General features: G+C 53.4%; 14 protein-coding genes. 13 read left to right on the forward strand and 1 reads right to left on the reverse strand.

Going from position 1 to position 16,511, the window contains the following annotated elements:
• Positions 1-158: 158 nt before the first annotated feature.
• Positions 159-2,579, reverse strand: coding sequence for a glycogen/starch/alpha-glucan phosphorylase (locus C1A11_RS05605; RefSeq protein WP_423242021.1), 2,421 nt, complete (start codon positions 2,577-2,579; stop codon positions 159-161).
• Between the two features lie 330 nt (positions 2,580-2,909).
• Between C1A11_RS05605 and C1A11_RS05610 the strand changes: the two genes are divergently transcribed.
• The 13 genes from C1A11_RS05610 to aspS all read left to right on the forward strand — a co-directional run bounded on the left by C1A11_RS05610 (position 2,910) and on the right by aspS (position 16,467).
• Positions 2,910-3,254 carry a cell division protein ZapA gene (locus C1A11_RS05610; protein ID WP_102049523.1) on the forward strand — a complete coding sequence of 115 codons (345 nt, stop codon included), beginning with the start codon at positions 2,910-2,912 and terminating at the stop codon, positions 3,252-3,254.
• A gap of 35 nt (positions 3,255-3,289) precedes the next feature.
• Entirely contained in the window at positions 3,290-5,344 is a 2,055-nt protein-coding gene (locus tag C1A11_RS05615; protein ID WP_242965844.1) for a U32 family peptidase, read from the forward strand.
• A 105-nt stretch (positions 5,345-5,449) separates the two neighbouring features.
• Complete coding sequence (dut, locus tag C1A11_RS05620) at positions 5,450-5,899, forward strand: dUTP diphosphatase (RefSeq protein ID WP_102049524.1); 450 nt, start codon at positions 5,450-5,452, stop codon at positions 5,897-5,899.
• 182 nt (positions 5,900-6,081) lie between these two features.
• Positions 6,082-6,342, forward strand: a complete 261-nt coding sequence (locus C1A11_RS05625) for a DUF4321 domain-containing protein (RefSeq protein WP_102049525.1) — start codon at positions 6,082-6,084, stop codon at positions 6,340-6,342.
• 59 nt (positions 6,343-6,401) lie between these two features.
• On the forward strand, positions 6,402-6,956 hold the full coding sequence (locus tag C1A11_RS05630) for a Maf family protein (protein ID WP_102049526.1): 555 nt from the start codon (positions 6,402-6,404) through the stop codon (positions 6,954-6,956).
• Between the two features lie 153 nt (positions 6,957-7,109).
• Entirely contained in the window at positions 7,110-8,126 is a 1,017-nt protein-coding gene (locus C1A11_RS05635; RefSeq protein WP_102051003.1) for a rod shape-determining protein, read from the forward strand.
• A 286-nt stretch (positions 8,127-8,412) separates the two neighbouring features.
• Positions 8,413-9,246, forward strand: a complete 834-nt coding sequence (gene mreC, locus C1A11_RS05640) for a rod shape-determining protein MreC (protein ID WP_102049527.1) — start codon at positions 8,413-8,415, stop codon at positions 9,244-9,246.
• 11 nt (positions 9,247-9,257) lie between these two features.
• Positions 9,258-9,782: a rod shape-determining protein MreD gene (gene mreD / locus C1A11_RS05645; RefSeq protein WP_102049528.1), complete on the forward strand. Its 525-nt coding sequence runs from the start codon at positions 9,258-9,260 to the stop codon at positions 9,780-9,782.
• Between the two features lie 40 nt (positions 9,783-9,822).
• Positions 9,823-11,865 carry a penicillin-binding transpeptidase domain-containing protein gene (locus C1A11_RS05650; protein WP_102049529.1) on the forward strand — a complete coding sequence of 681 codons (2,043 nt, stop codon included), beginning with the start codon at positions 9,823-9,825 and terminating at the stop codon, positions 11,863-11,865.
• A 183-nt stretch (positions 11,866-12,048) separates the two neighbouring features.
• Positions 12,049-12,783 (forward strand): nucleotide-binding protein, encoded by a 735-nt coding sequence (locus C1A11_RS05655; RefSeq protein WP_102049530.1) that lies wholly within the window; start codon positions 12,049-12,051, stop codon positions 12,781-12,783.
• Positions 12,784-12,844: 61 nt separating this feature from the next.
• On the forward strand, positions 12,845-13,249 hold the full coding sequence (mgsA, locus tag C1A11_RS05660) for a methylglyoxal synthase (protein ID WP_102049531.1): 405 nt from the start codon (positions 12,845-12,847) through the stop codon (positions 13,247-13,249).
• Positions 13,250-13,373: 124 nt separating this feature from the next.
• Positions 13,374-14,630 (forward strand): histidine--tRNA ligase, encoded by a 1,257-nt coding sequence (gene hisS / locus C1A11_RS05665; RefSeq protein WP_102049532.1) that lies wholly within the window; start codon positions 13,374-13,376, stop codon positions 14,628-14,630.
• A gap of 46 nt (positions 14,631-14,676) precedes the next feature.
• On the forward strand, positions 14,677-16,467 hold the full coding sequence (gene aspS / locus C1A11_RS05670; RefSeq protein ID WP_102049533.1) for an aspartate--tRNA ligase: 1,791 nt from the start codon (positions 14,677-14,679) through the stop codon (positions 16,465-16,467).
• Positions 16,468-16,511 lie beyond the last annotated feature (44 nt).

The following is a 16,511-nucleotide window of genomic DNA, read 5'->3' on the forward strand; positions in this document are numbered from 1 at the left end:
GATAAAAGTAGTGTGCAAACTGCAAAAAACACCGTAAACCGTAAGGAAAACCTGGGAAAAAGAAGAAATAGTGAAATGCCAGCCCAACTGCGCCAAACGGGGCGGCGCACCACTGCTCAGCAGAGGTGAACCGTCCCGCTTGAAGAGATGGACAAAATTTATTTGATGGGGCGCATATGCCAGATGTCGCGGGCGTAGTCCATAACGGCGCGGTCGGCCGAGAAGATGCCACTGTTTGCAATGTTTGCAAGGCTCATGCGAGCAAAGCGCTCTTTGTCGAGGTACGCTTTGGAGACTTCGGCCTGAACACGGCGATAGTCTTTAAAGTCCGCCATCACCATATAGGGGTCCTGTGTCTCAAGGTTGGTGACAATTTCGGAGAAGTTTTTGCCATCAAGGCCATGCTCCAAAAAGCTGAGTACTTCTTTTGCGACTTCGTCATCTGCAATAAAGGAGCTGGGCAGGTAGCCGAACTGCTTGAGCTGGTTGACCTGCTCGGTCAGCATGCCGAAACGGAAGAAATTCTCTTCACCGGCGGCCTCGCAGATTTCAACGTTTGCGCCGTCGAGAGTGCCAAGGGTAGGCGCGCCGTTGAGCATGAATTTCATGTTGCCGGTGCCGGAAGCCTCGGTGCCAGCAAGGCTGATCTGCTCACTGATTTCACTTGCGGGCATCAAGTGCTCACTCATCGTAACAGAGTAATCCTGCAAATAGACCACTTGAAGCTTCTCGCGCACGGTGGGGTCTTCGTCAATTACTTTGCCGAGGGTGCAAATCAAGCGGATAATCTGTTTTGCCATATAATAGCCGGGGGCAGCCTTCGCACCAAACAGATACGTTTTGGGCACAAAGTCGGCATTGGGATTGTTTTTAAGGTAGAGGTACTCCGCTGCAATGTTGAGCGCGTTCAGATGCTGGCGCTTGTACTCGTGCAGACGTTTTACCTGTACATCGAAAATAGAATTGGTGTTCAGCACAATGCCGGAGGTTTTCTCTACATACTCGGCAAATGCTTCTTTGTTCTGGTGCTTCACGGCGGTCAGCTTTTCAAGGAAGGCTTTATCATTGCTGAAAGCAGAAAGCTTTTTTAGTTCGGAAGCATCATATTTAAAACCGTCGCCAATTGCTTCTTCGGCTAGCGCAGTCAGGCCGGGGTTTGATTGCAACAGCCAGCGGCGGTAAGCGATGCCGTTGGTTACGTTTTTAAAGGCCTGCGGTTTGTAAAGGAAGTAATCGTGGAAAACGCTGTCCTTAATGATTTCGCTGTGCAGCTTGGAAACACCGTTAATCGAGTGGCAGACGTAAGCGCAGATATTCGCCATGCGTACCTGGTTGTCGCCAATCATTGCCATATAATCGACCTTGCCGGTGTCGCCGGGAAACGCGCGGAACAGCTCCTCACGGGCGCGGCGATCCAGTTCTTTTACAATCTCATAAATGCGCGGCAAAGTCGTGCGGAAGATGTCGAGGTTCCATTTTTCCAGCGCTTCGCTCATGACCGTGTGGTTGGTGTAGGCAAAGGTGCGGTGCACAATGTCGTAAGCCTTTTCCCAGGTGTAGCCGCACTCATCCAGCAGCATGCGCATCAGCTCCGGGATTGCGAGCGTCGGGTGCGTATCGTTGATGTGGATGGCCACTTTGTCGGGTAGGTTGTCGAGGGTGCCGTACTGTGCCAGATGACGGCGCACCAAATCGTTGATTGAGGCCGAGGATAAGAAGTACTGCTGGCGCAGGCGCAGAATTTTGCCTTCTACGTGGTTGTCGTTGGGGTAGAGCACCTTACTAATCAGCTCGGCGGTGCCGCCCTGACGCAGTGCACTGGTGTAGTCGCCATTGTTAAAAGCGGTCATATCAATGCCGGGTGCTTTCGCGCTCCACAGACGAAGCTGAGAAACGCCCTCAGAACCATAACCGGAAACATACATATCGTACGGGATGGCCAGTACCGAGTTGTAATTTTTATGCTCGATATGGTGGTAGTTACCATCCCACACCTCTTTGATCTCACCGTCAAAACGGATTTCGACCGCCTGGTCTGGGTGGCTTTTCAGCCAGATGCCGCCGCCAGGCAGCCAGTTATCCACCATCTCCTGCTGCCAGCCGTCTACGATTTTCTGGCGGAAAATGCCATATTCGTAGAGAATGGAATAGCCCATACCGGGCAAATCACAGGTTGCAAGGCCGTCCAAATAGCAGGCTGCAAGGCGACCAAGGCCACCGTTGCCAAGGCCGGCATCAGGCTCCAGCTCATAAAGGTTGGCAAGCTTAAAATTGTAGCTTTCGACCACCTGTTCTGCAACTTCGTTCAGCCCCAGATTAAAAAGGTTGGTCTTCAGCGAGCGGCCCATCAAGAACTCCATGCACAGGTAATACACCTGCTTGCCGTTTTCGCCGTAGGTTTCGGCCATAAAATGTTTGCGTTTTTCCGAGAGAATACGCCGGGTGACGAGCGCGAGGGCACGGTACAGCTGGTCCGGTGTCGCAGAGAGGACATCGGTAGAGAATTCGTGGTACAGACAGTCGCGTAACAGCTGGTCGAATTCTTTTGCGTTGTAGTTTTTCTTGCTCAATCTATTCACTCCTCAACTAAACTATTGTTTGTGGGTAATATGCAGAAAACGGGGGGAACTGAAAACGTTTCCACCGCCTCCATTATATATAGTACTAAAAAGGTTTTCAACAAAATGCAGCTATTCCGGGAACGTTTCGGTAGGAAATTTCCAGCTTTTGCACCATGATACCCCAAAAGTTTGTGCAAAATACAAACAAACTGTGTTTTTAGACCGGTAGTTTTTCAAACCCTTAATTTTTAGGATTTTGCCCCTAAAACAGTGTGCAAAATCTTATAAATGTGCTATACTAAAACCGACTATAAAGATGTCAAAAACAATAGAAATGAGGGACCTCTTATGCCGGCAAGCAAAGTCAGGCTCGAGATTTGCGGCAACAATTATGTGATCTCGACCACCGATACTGAAGAATATACGCTTTCTCTTGCGGAAAAGCTGGATAAACAGATGAATGAATTTTTAGCCACCACGCCTTCGGCGTCGGTGACAAGTGCTGCGGTGCTCTGCGCTTTAAGCTATTTAGACGAACTTGAAAAGAGCAGTGCCTCTGCTGATAATATGCGCAGTCAGATTAAAGATTATCTCGAAGATGCGGCAAAAGCGAAGTTGGAGGCGGAAGAAGCCCGCCGCGAGCTGGAGCGCCTGCGCCGTGAAATTGGCTATTTACAAAACAAAAACGGCTGATTAGCCGTGCCTCAACGCAGAAAGGAAATATCTGGGTGAAACCGCAATTTGTTGATATCCTTGCGCCTGCGGGCAGCCGCGCCATGATGGAGGCGGCTGTATTTGCGGGCGCAAATAGTGTTTATTTAGGGGTGACGGGCTTTAATGCGCGCCGTACCGCGGCTAACTTTGAGGTGGACGAGCTGCCCGAAGCCGTGGCATTTTGCCATGCGCGCGGGGTAAAAGTAAACGTGGCGCTCAATACCGTGCTGTATGACGACGAGCTGCCCGACCTTGCCGGGGTTGTGCGGGCCGTTGCCAAAAGCGGTGCAGATGCAGCCATTGTACAGGACCTTGCCGTTGCTCGGCTGGTGCGCCAAATTGCGCCCGGTCTTGCACTGCATGCCTCTACCCAGATGTCGGTAACCGACCTTGCAGGCGCAAAAGCGCTTGCTGCACAGGGCTTTTCCCGGGTAATTCTTGCGCGTGAGCTGACCGCGGACGAAATCCGCGAGATTACCGCGCACTGCGGCATTGAAACCGAAATTTTCGTCCACGGCGCGCACTGCATGTGCGTTTCGGGACAGTGCTATATGAGCGCCTTCTACGGCGGGCGCAGCGGCAACCGGGGCGCCTGTGCCGGACCTTGCCGCCTGCCCTATACTGCGGGAGGCAAAACCGATGCGCTGCTGGGGCTGAAAGATCTTTCGCTAATGGACCACCTGCCCGAGATTCGGGATATGGGCGTGGCCTGCGTGAAAATCGAAGGTCGCCTGCGCACGCCGGAATACGTCGCCGCGGCAGTGGATTCTGCGCGCCGCGCGCTGGCGAACGAACCATACGACCGTGCAATGCTGGAAAAGGCGTTCAGCCGTTCCGGATTTACCGCGGGCTTTTACGAGAACCACTACCTCACCGGCGAGATGTTTGGCCACCGCACCGAAGAGGACGGCAGTGCGACCAAAGCAGCCCTGCCCGCTTTGAGGGAGCTTTACCGCCGCGAGCGGCAGAGTGTGCCGGTCAAACTGGCACTGGAGATGCTGCCCGATCGCCTGGCATTGACCGTGAGCGACGATATCCGCTCGCTGACACTGTCCTGCCCGGTGGTTTATGAAGAGGCGAAAAACGATATTACCCCTGCACTGCAGCGCAGCCTCGCCAAAACGGGTGGAACCCCATTTTTTGCCGAGGAAATTACCTGCAAAACATTACCGGGCAAATTCAGCTCGCTTTCTGCCGTAAACGAGCTGCGTCGTGATGCACTTGCCGCCCTGCTGGAACAACGCAGCGCAGTAACGCCGCAAGAGGTGCGGGACATTGCACCGGAACCCATTACCCGGGCGATGCCAAGAATCCCTAAGCTGCGCGCAAGGTTTGCTTCTGTGCGGCAGCTGACGGCAGAAGCGGCCACGATGCTTTCGGCATGGACTCTCCCGCTGAGGGAAGCAGGACAAGTACCCGAAGAATACCGCGCCAAAACCGTGCTGGCGCTGCCCCGCGCTTTGTTTGATGACAAAATGGTGGCTGCTGCGCTGGAAACGGCATGGCGGTTTGGCTTTCGCCGATTTGAAGCGCAAAGCATCTGCGGTGTAGGGCTGATACGCCAAACGCTGCCAGAAGCAGAAATCAGCGGCGGTTTTGGGCTGAACATCACCAACACGCTTTCGGCCAAAGAATACGCCGGGCAGCGGCTTGTCTCGCTGACACTCTCCCCCGAGCTTACCCTTGCGCAGGCAAACGCCATTAGCGCAGAGGTGCCGCTGGGACTCATTGTTTACGGGCATATGCCGGTGATGCTGGTACGTGCATGCCCCATGCGCAATGTAATGGATTGTGCCGTTTGCAACCAGCAGGGCAGCCTTGCGGACCGAAAAGGAATGGTGCTGACGGTGGAATGTTCCGGCAGCGGCCCGGCGGGTGCGCGGGAGATTTATAACCCCGTGCCGCTTTGGCTCGGCGACCGCATGCAAGAAGTCGGCACTGATTTTGCAACCCTCTATTTTACGCGCGAATCCGCCCAAGAGGTGCAGCAGGTGCTGAAGGCATTTATGCAAAACGAGCCTTGCGAGGGTAATTTTACCCGCGGGCTTTATTATAAGGGCGTGTCTTAACCTACTGTATTGCAGAGACATGCCATATTTTAGATTCATGCCGAGCGGCGTTATCCGCCGCGGCAGCACCGGGCAGCTTGCCCAAAACGACAAAAGGAGAACCCGATGCAACCCACGATTAAAGTTAAAAAAATGCGCCCCGCTGCACAGATGCCGATGCGCGCCACCCCTGGCAGTGCGGCCGCGGACCTGTTCGCTGCCTGTGATGCTCCGGTACTGCTGGAGGCAAACGGCGGGCGGGCGTTAATCCCGACCGGCATTGCCATTGAACTGCCGTCGCCGGATTATGTTGCGCTGGTATTTGCGCGCAGTGGCCTTGGCATTAAAAAAGGCATCACCCTTTCCAATGCGGTCGGGGTTATTGACTCTGATTACCGGGGAGAAATTGCGGTGGGACTGGTGAATCTTTCCGCAGAAGCTTACACCGTGCAGCCTGGCGAGCGCATTGCACAGCTTGCCATTATGCCGGTTGCCTGCGCTGCATTTGAAGCCTGCGATACTCTTGGCGAAACTGAGCGCGGTGAAGGCGGGTTTGGCTCTACCGGCACCCGCTGAGCCGACACTGGCAACACAGCGGCCCAAGGCTTTGCACTGTGAAAACATTTGCGCTAAGCTTTTGTGGCTTACATAAAGGCATAAAACTGCCGACGCAATGAAACCACCCAGCACGAACCGGCAGCCACGGCTGCAGGCAACTGTGGAATGGCCAAAACAAAGCTCCGGGAAAGGAACCGTACATGAAAAAGAATTTGATTTTTATTTTTTATCTGCTCGCAGGTATCATCTTCGGCAGCCTGCTGGCAAATCTCTGCGCTAATATCCCTATGCTGTCCTGGCTTTCGTATTCGGGCGGCATTGGCTTTGCTGCAAACGAGCCAGCCTGTCTTGACCTTGTAATCATCAAGCTTTATTTTGGTTTCTGGATGGGCGTTTCGGTCGCGCAGATCCTCTGTGTCGGCATTGCCATCTTTCTTTACAACCGTTCCCGCATTCGGTAAATTTGCGAAGATGAAAAAAATGATCCCCCTCATTCGTTTAGAACAAAGGAGAAACAGCCATGCTGATTTTAGCATCCGGCAGCCCGCGCAGGCAGGAGCTGCTCCATCTGATTACCTCTGACTTTTCGGTCTTTACCAGCGAAGTAGACGAACGTGCCATTACTGCACCCACGGCAAAAGAGCTGGTGCAAAAGCTGGCACAGGCCAAAGCTGCCGCTGTTGCGGCCACCCACCCGGATGCGGTTGTAATTGGCTGCGATACGGTGGTTGACCTAGACGGAGAAGTGCTGGGCAAACCCGCCGACAAAGATGAGGCCCGCAGCATGATGCAGCGCCTGTCCGGCAGAAAGCACTTCGTCCACACCGGTGTGTGTCTCATCAGCAACGGCAAAGAAGATTGCTTTGTAGAAAGCAGCGAGGTTTGTTTTGCTGCTTTAAGCGAGCAGGAGATTGAAGACTATATTGCTACCGATGAGCCATATGATAAAGCCGGCGGTTATGGCATTCAAGGCAAAGCCGCAAAGTTCTGCACCGGCATCTTGGGCTGCTATTTTAATATTATGGGATTGCCTGTTTCGGCATTATACCGCCATCTGCGCATCTTCGGCAGGTAAAAAATGTTTAATTGTTAAATTTTTTGCTCGTATATTGAGAAATAAAGAATCAGCGGTTATAATAAGGAATGTTATACAATGAGTAATTGCGCCATTTGCGGGCAGCTGCCCCGTGGCGATGGTTTGTAGAATTGACAGGAATGAGGAATGAAAATGTTTAATAAAGATATTGGTATCGACCTTGGTACCGCCAATACTCTGGTTTATATGAAAGGCAAAGGCATCATCATGCGCGAGCCCAGCGTGGTTGCTGTGGATACCAAAACCGATACCGTCCGCTATGTTGGCCACGAGGCAAAAGAGGTCATCGGCCGTACCCCCGGCAGCATTGTTGCTGTGCGCCCGCTGAAAGATGGCGTTATTGCCGACTTTGACATCACCGCTTCGATGCTGCAGATTTTCATCAAAAAGGTTTGCGGTTCCGGTATGTTCGTGCGTCCGCGCGTCGTCATCTGCATTCCGTCCGGCGTTACGGAAGTAGAGCGCCGTGCTGTGCGTGAAGCCAGCCTGAAAGCCGGTGCACGTCAGGTGCTCGTCATCGAAGAGCCCATGGCAGCAGCAATCGGCGCAGGCCTGCCTGTTTCTGAAGCAACCGGCAGCATGGTTGTGGATATCGGCGGCGGCACCAGCGAGGTCGCTGTAATCTCGCTCGGCGGCATTGTTGCAGCGCGCAGTGTGCGCGTTGGCGGCGATGAGTTCGATGGAGCCATCATTGCTTATATCAAGAGAAAATACAATCTGCTCATCGGTGAGCGTACCGCTGAGATGATTAAAATCGAAATTGGCTCGGCTTATAAACTCGAGACCGAGACCAGCATCGAAATTAAAGGCCGCAATCTGGTAGACGGCCTGCCGAAGAACATCATCGTCCACAGCGAAGAGGTGCGCGAGGCACTCGCTGAGAGCCTTGAGCGCGTCGTGGATGCAATTAAAGAGACGCTGGAGCGCACCCCGCCTGAGCTTGCTGCGGATATCATTGACCACGGCATCATCCTCACCGGCGGCGGCGCATTGCTGCGCGGTCTGGACCAGCTGATTAACAAATTCACCGGCATCGATGTGCACATCGCAGAAAATCCGCTGGATTGTGTAGCACTCGGCTCTGGCATGGTGCTGGACAACATTGACCTGCTGGCAGAGGTTGTGGCAGATTCTGACCGCAAATTTTAAGGCAAACCCGTACGATGCAAAACGGATGGGTTGAGCACCGCCGTTTTGCACAGCAGGGGAAGCTCTAAAGCATCTGTGCTGATGAGGTCGGAGCGGCTGTGGGTTCGGACGTTTTGCGCAAAGCGTAAAAACGCGGTACCGTGGCCGGGCTGCTCGCCGGCAGCATCAGCGGATTGATAAACGAAACCAAGAGGGGCAGCGGCACACGGGGACGTATTGCGTTCCCTGATGTCGGCTGCCCTTTTTCCAATCAAAGTTCATGAGAAAAGAGAGGTGACCACCTCGCGTGAGAGATTTTTTTCATACCGTAAAATTTAAGGTATTGATGGCGCTTGTGGTTGTGCTGGCCGGCGTTATGACCTATGCCGCAGCCAACGGGCGACTGACAGCGGCCCCGCAAGAGCTGTTGGGTGCAATCGCGGTTCCGTTCCAAAAAATGGCGACCGCCATCACCAACAAAAGCGAGGCGTTTGTCAACAAGTACATCTCTATCGATAAGGTGATGGACGAAAACGAAGCATTGAAGAAAGAGATTTCTGAAATGCGCGCGAAGATGACCGACTATGACGCGATGAAAGCGGAGAATGAGCAGCTGCGCAAAGCATGGGGCATTTTAGAAGAGAACCCCAGCTATGAAGTCGTGAATGCCAACGTCATTGGTCGTGACCCGCTCGAAAAATACTATTCGTTCACCATTGATAAAGGCACTCGCCATGGCATCAAAGTGAAAGACTGCGTCATTGGCAGCAACGGCATCGTGGGCAGAGTGATTGAAGTTGGCCCGAACTATGCGAAGGTCAGCACTATTCTTGACCCCTCCGTTTCGATTGGCGCTATCGTCAGCCGCACCCGTGACAACGGGCTGATCGGCGGCGATGCAGAACTTGCACTCGATAAAAAATGCACGATGACGCTGTTGGCGCGCGATACCCTGGCAGCGCCGGGCGACCGCATTACCACCACCGGCCTTGGCGGGGTGTTCCCCAAAAACCTCATCGTTGGCACAGTGGAAGAAATTCTGCCCGAAACCAGCGGTACCTCGATGTACGCGGTAATCGAGCCAATTGAGGATATCGAGAGCATCAAGATGGTCATGGTCATTACGGATTTTGACCAGTAAGGAGCATAGGCATGGATTCACGCAAACGCAAACTCACGGTTGCGGCAAAGCACACCTGCTATATTCTGCTGATGCTGCTGGGCTACGTGCTGCAAACCACGCCGGGGCTTTTTACGCTTTGGGGCATCAAACCCATCTGGGTAGTGCCGCTGGCCGTTGTCATTTCGGCGTATGAGGGAGAGTACATTGGTGCGCTGTACGGCATGCTGGCAGGCCTTTTTTGGGAGCTTGCCGCGGGCCGCATCATCGGCAGTTTTTCGGTGATGATGATTCTGCTTTGTTTTTTAACGGGCGTTTCCATCGCACTGTATCTGCGCCGCACCGTCCTTAACCTCTCGCTGCTCTCCGGTTTTTGCTTACTGCTGATCGGCAGTGCGGATTTTGTTTTTTCGTACTGGCTGCAGGGGTACGGTGCAGTATCCGGCGTCTACTTCAGGCAGGTGCTGCCCACTGTAATCTACTCTGGCGCATGTACCTTTATTAATGTTTGGCTGGTCAAACGCATCCACGCCAAATTTGTTTATGAGGACGCATAGCAAATTGAAGACCAAGAAAAAAGAAAGGCGGTGACCGCCGATGAAGGATCACTTAAAGCACCGTGCGGTTGCACTGCTGCTGGCGCTTACGTTTGTATTCGGTATCTTCTCGCTTAAGCTGTTTCAGCTGCAGGTGGTAGACGGCGAAGAATATTACGACAAAGCAACCTCCACCACGCTGATTACGCTGCCTGTTACGGCAGCGCGCGGCGAGATTGTCGACCGCTACGGTCGACCAATCGCGACCAACCGGCAGGCATATAATGTGCGGCTTGTCAAAGCAATGCTGCCGGACGAAACCCTCAATGAAACATTGGTTGCGCTGATACAGATTTTTACCGCCAATGGCGAAAGCTGGAACGATGCGGCGCCGCTTTCTACCACTGCGCCGTATACATTTGATACCGAGCGGGAATCTGCCGTGGCAAAGATGAAGGAAAAGCTGGGTCTTGCGCAGTATGCGACACCCCAAAACGTTTACGACCAGATGGTAAAACGCTACGAGCTGGAAACAGTGCCGGCAGAATATCAGCGTGCGCTGGCAGGGCTGCGTTACCAGATGGAATATGAAGAGTACGGGCTTGTTACGCCATTTGTCATCGCAAGCGATGTTTCCATCCGTACCGTGTCCCAAATCAAAGAGCACAACCTCGACCTTCCGGGCGTGGATATCGTGGAAGAAGCAATTCGCAGCTATCCCGACCCGACCCTGATGCCACACATTCTGGGCAGCATCGGCAAGATTGACGCAGAGGAATGGAAAAACCTCTACAAAGGCCAGACCGGCTATAAAATGAACGACCTGGTTGGCAAAAGCGGCATCGAAAAGGCTTATGAGAAGCAGCTGAAAGGCATTGATGGCAAAATGACCATCGAACGCACAAAGTCCGGGCAGATTCTTTCCACCAATGTAGTGGAAGAAGCACAACCGGGCGATACCGTGGTGCTGACCATCGATAAGAACCTGCAGGCAGCGGCGCAGAAGATTCTCGAAAAACAGATTGTTGAGCTGCAAAAGCGTGCAGAGGCAAATCGTGAGCCCGGACCGGGTGGCGGCGCGCTCGTTGTTATTGATGTAAAAACGGGCGGTGTACTTGCAGCGGCTACTTACCCCAGCTACGATATCACAACGTACAAAACCGCTGCCGGGTATGCCCAGTATGCAAGTGATGAAACACTGCCGCTTTTCAACCGTGCATTCAACGGGCTTTACCGTCCGGGTTCTACGTTTAAAGTGGCGGTCGCCACCGACGGTCTGATGACCGGCACAGTGGACGCCAACTATACGCTGCGCTGCGGCGGTGTGTATACCTTCTGGTCTGACTATCAGCCCAAATGTACGCATGTCCACGGCAACGAAAATGCTGCTACTGCACTGCGAGATTCCTGCAATATCTATTTTTACGACCTCGGCCGTCGGCTGGGCGTTGAAAGCTTCAACTCGGTTGCGGAAACCCTAGGCTTCGGCGCCAAAACCGGGCTTGAAATCAGCGAAGCTGCGGGCAACCTTTCCACCGAAGAATACTTTAATGCCAACCACAAAAACGAGCGCTGGCAGAAAGGTAACGTTATTCAGGCGGCCATTGGACAGATGGATACTCAGGTTACCCCGGTACAGCTTGCAACCTATGCTTGCAGCCTTGCCAACAAGGGCGACCGCCTGCGCACCCACTTGGTAGATGGCATCCGCACCTATAATTTTGATGAGCTACTGCAAAAAACCGAACCGGAAATAGTGGCAAAGCTGGATGCAGACCAGGCAACACTGGATGCAACCTTTGCAACGGTAGAAGAGGGCATGTTGATGGCAAGCCGCACCGGTACTGCCACCCAGTTCCTCGGCAACTATGTGTACAACATCGCCAGCAAAACCGGTACTTCGCAGAACGCGAAAGGCTTCTATGATGCAACGATTGTTGCCTATGGCCCCACCGAAGAGCCGGAGCTTGCAATCGGCGCCGTCGTAGAAAGCGCCGGCAACGGTTACCAGCTGGCACGGATGGTGCGTGATATTTTTGATGAGTATTACGCAGGCAAAAACCAGAATACCGAAATCGCTTCTGCCGGAATGCTGCTGGGCTAATGCTCACTATACGGCAAAGCCGAAGCAATAGAAACAATTTTTGCAAAAGCGCCTGTCTTCCACGCCGGAAACAGGCGCTTTTGTGCAATATTTTTCCCAGCCGGACGGAAAATTCATTGTTATTCCGAAAACGGTATGATATACTGATAACATCTATCGAAAGCAATCAAAAAAGGGGAGCGCATGGGGGCAAAGGTTATTATGGTGGCGTCTGGCAAAGGCGGCACCGGTAAAAGTACACTTTCTGTTTTGCTCGCGGCAGAGCTTGCCGCGGCGGGAAAACGGACCCTGCTGATCGAACTGGATTCCGGATTGCGCAGCGTTGACATTATCGCCGGCGTTTGCGGCAAAACGGTTTATGACATTGAGGATATTCTTTCGGGCCGGTGCGAAGCGGACAAAGCCGTAGTGCAAAGCCCGTTGTATCCCGGTCTTTCAGTCGTCAGTGCGCCGTACAGCGGCGGTGAAATCCGCCCCGAGGCACTGCGGGTGATGGTAAACAAAATGATGCCGGTGTTCGACATTGTTTTGCTGGATACCGCCGCAGGGCTGGGCGCACCTTTTTTGGCAGCAAAAGCAGTAGCTTCCATGGCGCTTGTTGTGATTACGCCGGACGCGGTCACCATGCGGGATGGCCGTATTGTAGCAGATGAGTTGTTTGATGCCGGTATGCCGGAAATTCGCCTTATCATCAATCGTGTAGCGGTTGGGCGCGGGGCCAAAAACCCTGTCAGCAACCTGGATGAATGCATTGACACCGTAGGCGCACAGCTGATTGGTGTGGTGCCTGCCTCGCAGGAAATTGCCTTTGCTGCGGCCGAGGGCCGTGTGCTGGGCGCAGCTTCAGACGAAAAACTTATCATGCGGAGCATCGCTTTTCGCATTTTGGGCGAAGACGCCCCGCTTGTGATTCGATAATTTTGCCAAAGATACCAAGGGGCGAGTCAATCGCCCGGAAATAAACCGAAGGAGGATGGTTATGAACATTGCAATCATTGCACACGATTCTAAAAAAGAACTGATGGTGCAGTTTTGTATCGCGTATTGTCGCGTGCTCAGCCAGCATAATTTAATCGCAACCGGCACCACCGGTAAAATGGTAGCGGAGGCCACCGGGCTTTCCATCCAGCGCTTCCTTTCGGGCACCCACGGCGGCGACCAGCAGATCGCGGCGCGGATCGCCTGTAACGAAATCGACCTGTTGCTTTTCTTCCGAGACCCCATCTCGGCAAAGCCGCATGAGCCGAATGAGCTGAACTTACTGCGCCTTTGTGACGTACACAACATCCCCGTTGCCACCAACATTGCAACGGCGGAGGTTTTGATCCACGGCCTGGAGCGCGGAGACCTTGATTGGCGTAATATCGTCAACCCCAAGGCTTAAGGCCGGACCGAACATAATCATTGTAACCTCTACAGGCCTGCCCCCAGGGGTCGGCCTGTAATTTGATTCAGAGGGTACCCCAGCGCGCAGTTTGCGCGAGCTTGAGAAAGGACGATGAAACAGCATGGCAGAAAAAATTACCGCACAAAAAGGCACCAAAGATATTCTCCCCGCAGAGAGTTACCGTTGGCTGCACGTTGAGGACGTGCTGAGAAAAACCGTCAGCGCCTATGGCTATAAAGAGATTCGGTTGCCGACTTTTGAAGCAACCGAGCTGTTTGCACGCGGCGTGGGCGATACCACCGACGTTGTGGGCAAAGAGATGTATACCTTTTTGGACAAAGGCGGCAGAAGTATTACGCTGCGCCCGGAGGGTACCTCCAACACAGTGCGCGCTTTGCTGGAGCACGGCCTGCTCGGTGACGCAATGCCGCTGAAAGCATATTACATCCAGAGCTGCTTCCGCTATGAAAAACCGCAGAGCGGCCGCCTGCGCGAATTTCATCAGTTGGGCATCGAGATGGTGGGCGCTGCCGGTGCAGATGCAGACGTGCAGACCATTGCTGTCGGCGATGCAGTGCTGAAAAATGTCGGCATCCGCAGCGTGCGCCTTGAGATTAACTCAATTGGCTGCCCGCACTGCCGCCCTGCCTATCACGAAGCGCTGAAATCCTACTTCCGCACGCATTTAGATGCACTTTGCGATACCTGTAAAGACCGTCTTGACCGCAACCCGCTGCGCATTTTGGACTGCAAATGCCCCACCTGCGCCGAAGTTGCCAAAGATGCACCGTTGATGCGTGAATTCCTTTGCGAAGAGTGCAAAGACCACTTTGCAGATGTGAAGAAAGGCCTAGACAACCTGGGCATTCAGTGGGTGGAAAACCCGACCATTGTGCGCGGGCTTGACTATTACACAAAAACCGTTTTCGAGTTCGTCCACACCGGTGCAGGTGCACAGGGTACCGTTTGCGGCGGCGGCCGTTACGACGGGCTGATTGAAGAGCTGGGTGGCAAGCCCACCCCGGCGGTTGGCTTTGGCCTTGGCATCGAGCGTTTGCTGATGGTAATGGAGGCCGAGGGCGCAAAAATTCCCGCTGACGCAGTGCCGAAGATTTACTTCTGCGACATGGGCGGCGAAACCCGTATGCTGGCGCAAAGCCTTGCAGCGCGGCTGCGCGCAAAAGGCATCTGGGCAGAGCACGATTTGATGGGCCGCGGCCTGAAAGCACAGATGAAATACGCAAACAAACTAGGCGCTGAATATACCGCTGTCATCGGTGAAACCGAGCTGGCAGAGGGCAAAGGCAAGCTGAAGCGTATGTCTGACGGCATCGAAACAGAAGTGGCTTATGCCGAGCTGGAGAGTGCACTCCTCTAAACCGTTATAAAATAGCTTTATTATACAAAAAGGAATGTTGCTAATTATGGAAACTATGGGCAATCTGCGCCGCACTGCTTATTGCGGCGAACTTACCACCGAAGACATCGGCAAAGAGATTATCGTTGCCGGTTCTATCGCCAAAAGCCGCGACCTCGGCGGCGTCGTTTTTGCAGACCTGCGCGATACCACTGGTATTTTGCAGCTCAGCTTTGACGATTCTTCTGACCGCGAAGTGTTTGAAAAAGCCTCGGCTTTAAAAACCGAGTATGTTATCATCGCAAAAGGCGAACTGCGCCGCCGCGAAAGTATCAACAAAACCATCCCCACCGGTGAAATTGAGCTTTTCGTCACCGAGCTGCGGATACTCTCTGCCGCAGAAACCACCCCGTTTGAGCTGCGCGATAATATCAAGGTAAAGGACGAGCTGCGTCTGCGTTATCGTTACCTTGACTTGCGCCGCGAATCGATGCACTATCCCATCGTGCTGCGCAGCAGAATTGCAAAAATTATCCGCGATTACTATTGCGACAATCACTTCTGTGAAATTGAGACTCCGATTCTTATCAAATCCACACCGGAAGGCGCGCGTGATTACCTGGTGCCGAGCCGTGTACAGCCGGGCCATTTCTATGCGCTGCCGCAGTCCCCGCAGCTGTACAAGCAGATTTTGATGCTCTCCGGCTTCGACCGCTACTTCCAGATTGCTCGTTGCTTCCGCGATGAGGACCTGCGTGCAGACCGCCAGCCGGAATTTACTCAGGTGGATATGGAGATGAGCTTCGTTTCTGAGGAGGACGTAGAGTCCATGAACGAAGGTCTCGTTAAAAAGCTCTTTAAAGAGGTTCTTGACGTAGATGTGCCCACCCCGTTTATCCGCATGCCTTATGTGGAGGCAATGGAGCGCTTTGGTTCGGATAAGCCGGACACCCGCTTTGGCCTGGAGCTGAAAAACGTAACCGAGCTGCTGAAAGGCTGCGAGTTTGCTGTGTTCAAAGGTGCCATTGAGGCAGGCGGCAGTGTGCGCTGCATCAACGCAAAAGGTCTTGCAGACCAGCTGAGCCGAAAAGCCATTGATAAGCTGACCGAAGTGGTGAAAACCTATGGCGCCAAAGGCCTTGCTTACACCCGCCTTACTGCAGACGGCGAAACTTCGAGCTTTGAGAAATTCCTCACCGAAGAAGAGAAGCTGGCACTGCGCAAAGCTGCCGATGTCGAAACCGGCGACGTGCTTCTGATTGTGGCAGACGAAAACGACGAGCACGTTTTTGCAGCCCTTGGCGCACTGCGTCTTGAAATTGCGAAAAAATGCGACCTTATCAATCCGGATCAGTTCAACTTCCTGTGGGTTACTGATTTCCCGTTCTTCGAGTACAGCGAAAACGAAGGCCGCTTTATGGCAAAACACAACCCGTTCACCCTGCCGCGCGAAGAAGATCTCGACAAAATTGAGAGCGACCCGGGCAGCGTGCGCGCACGTGCTTACGATATGGTGCTCAACGGCTGCGAAGTCGGCGGTGGCTCCATGCGTATCAACGACCCTGCCATGCAGGAGCGTATGCTCAAAGCGCTCGGCTTTAGCGAAGAGCGTGCCCGCGAAAGCTTTGGCTTCTTGATGGACGCTTACAAATTTGGCGCACCCCCCCACGGTGGCATGGCCTTTGGCTTTGACCGTTTGGTGATGCTGATGCTGAAAAAAGATTCCATCCGCGATGTCATCGCGTTCCCGAAAGTACAGAATGCCGGCGAGCCGATGAGCGGCTGCCCGGACCTCGTCGAGAACAAACAGCTTGATGAGCTTTCCATCCAGCTTGCACTGCCGGTGGAAGAAAACTAAACAAAATGACGCCGTTTTCGGAAAAACCGAAAGCGGCGCCTTTT

Origin of the sequence: Pygmaiobacter massiliensis, from assembly GCF_900199435.1 — a bacterium.
GTDB classification, from domain to species: Bacteria; Bacillota; Clostridia; order Oscillospirales; family Ruminococcaceae; genus Pygmaiobacter; species Pygmaiobacter massiliensis.

Coding starts and splice junctions, on each gene's coding strand:
- C1A11_RS05610 (WP_102049523.1), top strand. CDS start 2,910: ATGCCGGCAAGCAAAGTCAGGCTCGAGATTTGCGGCAACAATTATGTG.
- dut (WP_102049524.1), top strand. CDS start 5,450: ATGCAACCCACGATTAAAGTTAAAAAAATGCGCCCCGCTGCACAGATG.
- C1A11_RS05625 (WP_102049525.1), top strand. CDS start 6,082: ATGAAAAAGAATTTGATTTTTATTTTTTATCTGCTCGCAGGTATCATC.
- C1A11_RS05630 (WP_102049526.1), top strand. CDS start 6,402: ATGCTGATTTTAGCATCCGGCAGCCCGCGCAGGCAGGAGCTGCTCCAT.
- C1A11_RS05635 (WP_102051003.1), top strand. CDS start 7,110: ATGTTTAATAAAGATATTGGTATCGACCTTGGTACCGCCAATACTCTG.
- mreD (WP_102049528.1), top strand. CDS start 9,258: ATGGATTCACGCAAACGCAAACTCACGGTTGCGGCAAAGCACACCTGC.
- C1A11_RS05650 (WP_102049529.1), top strand. CDS start 9,823: ATGAAGGATCACTTAAAGCACCGTGCGGTTGCACTGCTGCTGGCGCTT.
- C1A11_RS05655 (WP_102049530.1), top strand. CDS start 12,049: ATGGGGGCAAAGGTTATTATGGTGGCGTCTGGCAAAGGCGGCACCGGT.
- mgsA (WP_102049531.1), top strand. CDS start 12,845: ATGAACATTGCAATCATTGCACACGATTCTAAAAAAGAACTGATGGTG.
- hisS (WP_102049532.1), top strand. CDS start 13,374: ATGGCAGAAAAAATTACCGCACAAAAAGGCACCAAAGATATTCTCCCC.
- aspS (WP_102049533.1), top strand. CDS start 14,677: ATGGAAACTATGGGCAATCTGCGCCGCACTGCTTATTGCGGCGAACTT.